Genomic DNA, 5,244 nt, shown 5'->3' on the forward strand with positions numbered 1-5,244 from the left:
AGGCGAGCTGCGCCGGTGATATGGAAACCGTGCCGTCCGCCGGCGACGGCCATAGAAACCGGCCCTTCTCGAGCCGTTTTGCATATAGCGACATGCCGAGCCCATCATGCCAGATAATCTTGACCAGGTTGCCGCTGCGGCCGCGGAAGACATAAAGATCGCCGGCATGCGGATCCCGGCCCAACGTCTCCTGAACCTGCAGAGCGAGACCCTGCATTCCGCGACGCATATCGGTCTGGCCGACTGCCAACCAGATACGCACCTGACTCGGAACCGGGATCATGAAACGCCCAGCGCCTTCACCATCGCCGCCGCCAGTGTCGGCGGCGTGGTCAGCGGAATCCGCAGCCGCACCTTGCCGGCGATCTCCAGCTCGATCACCGCTGGTGGCGCCGCCGGCACCGAAGCGGCGAAAGGCTTATCGGGAACCACGACAACTTCGGCAAAGCCCGTCTCGCGGGTTCTCATCGTGCGCCGCCACTTATAGATCAGGCTGGTCGCGACATCGTACTGACGCGCTACCGCCGCCACTGTGGCCCCGGGCGCGAATGCCGCGGCCAGGATCCGGCACTGATCCTCTTCACGCCAACGACGACGACGCTCAGGCCCGGTCAATAACGTCACATGGCTCATGCTGTGCTGCTAACTACGCTCGAAAGGACAACCTTAAGAGCGCAGCCTCGCTACCGTTCCATGCTCGCGCGAGGCGGCCCTCGCCGGAGGCGTACGGAGCGCTCGACCGGCGACACGGTTCGCCGGTCGAGCCTTACGCTCGCCGGCAATCGACGCGCCCGCCGCGCCCTGATCGAAGCGGCATGGACTTACCGCTATCCTGCCAGGGTCAGCGAAGCCCTGAGGGCGCGGATCGAGGGGTTGCCCAAGGCTGTCCGCGATATTGCCTGGAAGGGGCAGGTCCGGCTCTGCGCCCGCTATCGCCGCCTCAGCGCCGCCGGCAAGAAGCCGCCGGTGGTCGTGGCTTCTTGCCTTCAACCTTGACAGGGAACATGAGAGACTAGGGGATGCCGACTCCGAAATACCGCGTGTGAGCTATACCCAGGATGCGATTGACCAAGCTCGAGTAACTGTATCCGGCGGTCGTCGCGGCTAGGGAATATAAGCCAGTCGGACGGAGCCCTGGGTTGGGGTTGATCTCGAGGACAAACGGTTGGCCAGCGTGGTCGATCCGCAGGTCGACTCGGGCATAGTCCCGGCACTTGCACGCACGGAAGGTCGCAACCGAGATATCGCGTAGCACCGTCTCGAGCCGGCTCCCCATTTGCGCCGGACAGATCCGCGGCAGCGCCGGGGCCGCCCTGCCCTTCGTAAAGAGACGCGTCTCGCGGTCGCCGAAATCCAGCTCCACAAGAGGCAATACCTCGCACTCTTCGTTTCCGAGTAGCGCAACGGTGATTTCTCGGCCGTCGATGTATTCTTCCACAAGCGCATCCTGAGTATACTGCGAAACGGTCAATTCGACGGCCTGCCTCAACTGAGCAGGCTCATGCACGAGCTGCAATCCGAGGCTTATGTATTGTTGAGACGGCTTCACTATCACTGGGAAACGCAGATCGCCGGTACTCTCGGTGCCCGTACGCATCACGCGAAAGTTCGGCGTTGGCACGCCGCGGTCGCGGATTAGCCTCTTTGTGATGACTTTGTCGAGCGCTAGCCCATGCCCGAGCGGGCTCGGTCCGGTGTAGGGAATGCCGGCCATCTCAAGCATAGCCGGAACGTGGGTGTCAGGGCACTCGCCCTGAATTCCGTTCGCCATGTTGAAGACGATTCCGGAGGGGCGGGCCTGCGGATCGGATGGCATGAACTGTTCTAGCGTAGCGAAGAGTCCTTTATCGCCCTCGCACAGGAGCGTCTCGTGGCCGCCCTCTTGCAGTGCCGTCACCACGCTCTCTACCGCCTCGCGGTCGTCGAACTCCGGACTAGGCTGACCGAACCGGTTGATCACGCCCGTATGATCATAGTTCCACACGACGGCTACCCGCATGAGATGCTCCTTTGATGTTTGCCCGCTGTCACGTTCATTGGCTCGCATTTGACTGCGCTAGCGCAACAGCTCGTCAGGCCCCCGGGTTGTTTCACCGTATCTTGCAATCGGCGTGCCACCGGAGAAGTTGTGCGTGCAAAAAGGGAAAAAGCATGTGTTTCGCGCCGCGCCGACGGTATAGTTACGCCTTAGGGTATCCGGTTTCCAACATAGATGTCTGCAATCAGACACGGCCGAAACGAAGGGTGAGCTCGCCGGCGCATCGCCCATCGAGCACGCCGTCGCCCAATGCCCGACGGCAAGATTGCATGTCCTTCCCGCGCGTAGGCCGCATTGCGCCGCCCAGATCCTCGATGAGCTCGTCGACGTGGGCGAGCGCTTCCAGGAGGCTCAACTTGCCGCCGAGGCCGGCGTCTGTCCCGTGACCCACGCCTCTGACAAAAGGCGAGGCGTTGTGTTCCGATGGTCTGCAGCAAGAACCTGAGTTTGGCGTTCACCTGCGTTAGGTCGTCTACCGCAAGGTCTGGAGGGGGTGGCGCAAGAACGCGCTCTACTACCCTCAACAGCATCGCGGGGTCGTCAAGATCACAGCCTCAAAAATTAAAGCTGGACACAGGGTGTTCCATGCCGGTCGGGAGTGATCTGTCGCGGCTTTCATCAGAGAGTTCACTGCGGTGCCTGCGGCGCGCCCGGCGTAGGCCATAAAGCTTTGGGGACGCCTTCAGTGGCGTCGTCATCGCCACTCATCTGGGCCTCCGTAGCCTTCTCGGCGACACTGACCGTTTTGCGATGGCCGAGGGGCCAGACGCAGATTCTGGAGAGATCCCAGCGGTCGGCGACCTGCGTGCATCGGGAGCACCGCGACCGGCGCCGGCGGCATAAACGCCGGCCGCGAGCGATGACTTCGAGTCCCGGATGAACGCTCAGCCATACGACAGTGTTGACATTCGATCGGGCAAAAGACCAAGGGCGCGGTCGCACTCCAGATCGTAGATGATAGTTCCGAGGCGCTGCCCCTTGCGCCAAGCCCAGTCATCGATGCCGACCACCCGGGGCTGCTGCCGCGGCTGGAACCAGGCTGCGCGGAGAACCAGCCGTCGTCGCTTACCGGCATCGCGAGTTTGCGCGACAGGCGCGAGCCGGATCACCGCTGACCGCGAAGCCGATCACCCACTGGCTTTCGCCGAGGCGGGCGGTGATTGTCTCGTTTCGGCTGCACCGTTTCCGGCAACCGTTTACACGGGGAATTAGAAGTGACCTGCGCGGGGTCTTGGGAGCTTCATCTACTGATTCAGCCGGTAACTCCATCAGCAGGCATAGCCGCCATCGGCCAACACAATGCTCCCCGTCATCAGACTTGAGGCATCGCAAGCGAGGAAATGAACTACAGAGGCGATTTCATCACAACGTCCTTGCCGGGCCATCGGAGTCTGATCCATCCAAACAGGAAAAAGTTGGTCGTCCCAACGACCATATCGGTTCTCGCCTGTGTCGATATAGGTGGGAGCGACAGCATTCACTCGAATGCCTCTGCGCGCCCACTCTACCGCCAAACACTTGGTCAGGTGGTGAACCGCTGCCTTAGACGCATTATAGTAGGCCTGCGGCTGTGGCTTGTTCACTATGACACCTGACATCGATCCAACATTGACGATAGTACCTTTGCCCTGTTTCAGCATATAGCGGCCGAATGCGCGACAGGACCAAAACACTCCGTTTAGATTGACATCCATAACCTCTAGCCATCGCTCGTCTTCAACGTCTTCCGAGGGGACCCCGCTTCGTCCGATACCTGCGTTGCAGACCAAAATGTCGACCTTACCATGCTGGGCGACAATCTTCCCAGCTGCAGAAGCAACATCACGCGGATCGGCAACATTCATTCGAATAAAGTCGGCCTCATAACCGAGGCGAGCGAGTTGATCGAGACCATCTCTTGCCACACCTTCATCAATGTCCGCAATCACGATCTTCGCCCTCGCTTCAGCGAGCGCCTGCGCGCAAGCAAGTCCAATGTTCCGGCCTCCTCCGGTGACCACGGCAACCCGCTCATGAAGGCTGAATTTTTTCAGATACATAGCCATTGCTCTCCGATACCCAAATTGGACAAATCTCTTGCGCCGAGGCTCGTACGACAGCTACGCGACAATGAAAACTATGACCATCACCACAGCTCATCCCAAGCAGCGGCGCCTGCCTGGGTCAAACAGACGCATCAGGAGTATCAAAGACGCCGCTGACCTGTTCGAGTGTAGAAGCCGTGTCCGACTAGAGGAGAAATGCGGCGGAGGCCTGTTCCTGTAAAGCAAAGGCTTTGTAAACTTTTGTTGAGCATCGCGCGAAGATTGGCGCCTACGCCTTCTTGGATCCGGCGGATTACGAAAGCCACTAGCGACTCTTTATTCCAGCAGCGAATGTGGGGCTTGGCCCGCCCATCGGCAAGAAGGCAGGCTGGCTTGCCATATGCCGAACCACAGGTTGTTTGACAAGGTTGGAAGGTGTCGCTAGCGAAATTGCGGACAAGCTTCATCGACAAAGAAGTGGTACACACCGGGTTCTCGCGACCCTTCGCGGGCTTGGTTGGGTGGAACAAAACGAGCGATCGGAACTTTATCGGCTTACGCTGAAATTGTCCGCGATAGGTTTTCGCTTCTGCAAGCATCGCGATCACTGACTTGTGTCGGCCGATCGTCGACCGGCTTGCCAAGGAAATCGGGGAGTTGGTCCGGCTCGCCGTCTTGACCGACGGGAATCTTACTACCATTGCCACGGGTCAAGGCGCCCAAAGCAGCCTGGGCTGCCAATTAGCCCGTTTTATGCACAGCGATCGGCTTTCGGCGGCCTGATGGGTCATCTGGTTAGCGATGCGGTGCCTTTTGACGAGCTTCATCGGCGCCGGGATTGATCCGTCGTGATGGCAGGCGGGGGTTTGCGGGTTGCGGTCGGCGGGTTCGTTTCGAGGCGTCAGCGCCCCGTCGGCTACGTCACGAGCCGCGGGATGCGGTCGAGCACGATGCGCAGGATGCGCTGGTCGGGGCAGGATGTCGGCAGATGCAAGCGGATCTGGGTCTTCATCTCGACCACCCGCGCGGCGATCTTGATGAGGCGCAGACGCAGCGTGTCGAATTGGGCGACGGCAAAGCTGGAACGCTTCGGCATTGCGGCCCGCAAGCCCCACATCAACCAGTAAGCACCGGCATGCAGGAATAGCCGGAACTGGTTGGCCGTCGCTCTGGTGCAGGATG

General features: G+C 60.4%; 6 protein-coding genes and 1 pseudogene. 2 read left to right on the forward strand and 5 right to left on the reverse strand.

All coding sequences use genetic code 11. The annotated features are described in order from the left end of the window. Together tnpB and tnpA are read right to left on the reverse strand one after the other, a co-directional pair. Nucleotides 1-283 (reverse strand): IS66 family insertion sequence element accessory protein TnpB (tnpB, locus tag NKJ12_RS31795; protein ID WP_352707662.1); only part of this gene is annotated, 283 nt, incomplete at its 3' end. Beyond that, nucleotides 280-633, reverse strand: coding sequence for an IS66-like element accessory protein TnpA (gene tnpA, locus NKJ12_RS31800; protein WP_352707664.1), 354 nt, complete (start codon nt 631-633; stop codon nt 280-282). The genes tnpB and tnpA, both read right to left, overlap by 4 nt. A gap of 93 nt (nt 634-726) precedes the next feature. On the opposite strand from tnpA, the pseudogene NKJ12_RS31805 reads away from it, so the two are divergent. After that, a pseudogene (locus NKJ12_RS31805) lies at nt 727-996 on the forward strand (transposase); the annotation flags it as partial. A gap of 16 nt (nt 997-1,012) precedes the next feature. On the opposite strand, the gene NKJ12_RS31810 reads toward NKJ12_RS31805, so the two are convergent. After that, nucleotides 1,013-1,999 carry a D-alanine--D-alanine ligase family protein gene (locus tag NKJ12_RS31810; protein WP_352707666.1) on the reverse strand — a complete coding sequence of 329 codons (987 nt, stop codon included), beginning with the start codon at nt 1,997-1,999 and terminating at the stop codon, nt 1,013-1,015. Nucleotides 2,000-3,306: 1,307 nt separating this feature from the next. After that, nucleotides 3,307-4,077, reverse strand: a complete 771-nt coding sequence (locus tag NKJ12_RS31815; RefSeq protein WP_352707668.1) for an SDR family NAD(P)-dependent oxidoreductase — start codon at nt 4,075-4,077, stop codon at nt 3,307-3,309. Between the two features lie 338 nt (nt 4,078-4,415). Between NKJ12_RS31815 and NKJ12_RS31820 the strand changes: the two genes are divergently transcribed. Then, nucleotides 4,416-4,673, forward strand: coding sequence for a helix-turn-helix domain-containing protein (locus NKJ12_RS31820; protein ID WP_352707670.1), 258 nt, complete (start codon nt 4,416-4,418; stop codon nt 4,671-4,673). A gap of 305 nt (nt 4,674-4,978) precedes the next feature. Here the strand turns inward: NKJ12_RS31820 and NKJ12_RS31825 are convergent. Then, nucleotides 4,979-5,244: transposase (locus tag NKJ12_RS31825; RefSeq protein WP_352707672.1), on the reverse strand; the 266-nt coding region annotated here is incomplete at its 5' end.

The sequence above is a fragment of the Mesorhizobium sp. M0195 genome (genome assembly GCF_040322115.1).
Classification (GTDB): Bacteria; Pseudomonadota; Alphaproteobacteria; order Rhizobiales; family Rhizobiaceae; genus Mesorhizobium.

What these genes read in the sequence shown, in the direction of transcription:
- tnpA (WP_352707664.1), bottom strand. Translation starts at nt 633, where the DNA reads ATGAGCCATGTGACGTTATTGACCGGGCCTGAGCGTCGTCGTCGTTGG.
- NKJ12_RS31810 (WP_352707666.1), bottom strand. Translation starts at nt 1,999, where the DNA reads ATGCGGGTAGCCGTCGTGTGGAACTATGATCATACGGGCGTGATCAAC.
- NKJ12_RS31815 (WP_352707668.1), bottom strand. Translation starts at nt 4,077, where the DNA reads ATGTATCTGAAAAAATTCAGCCTTCATGAGCGGGTTGCCGTGGTCACC.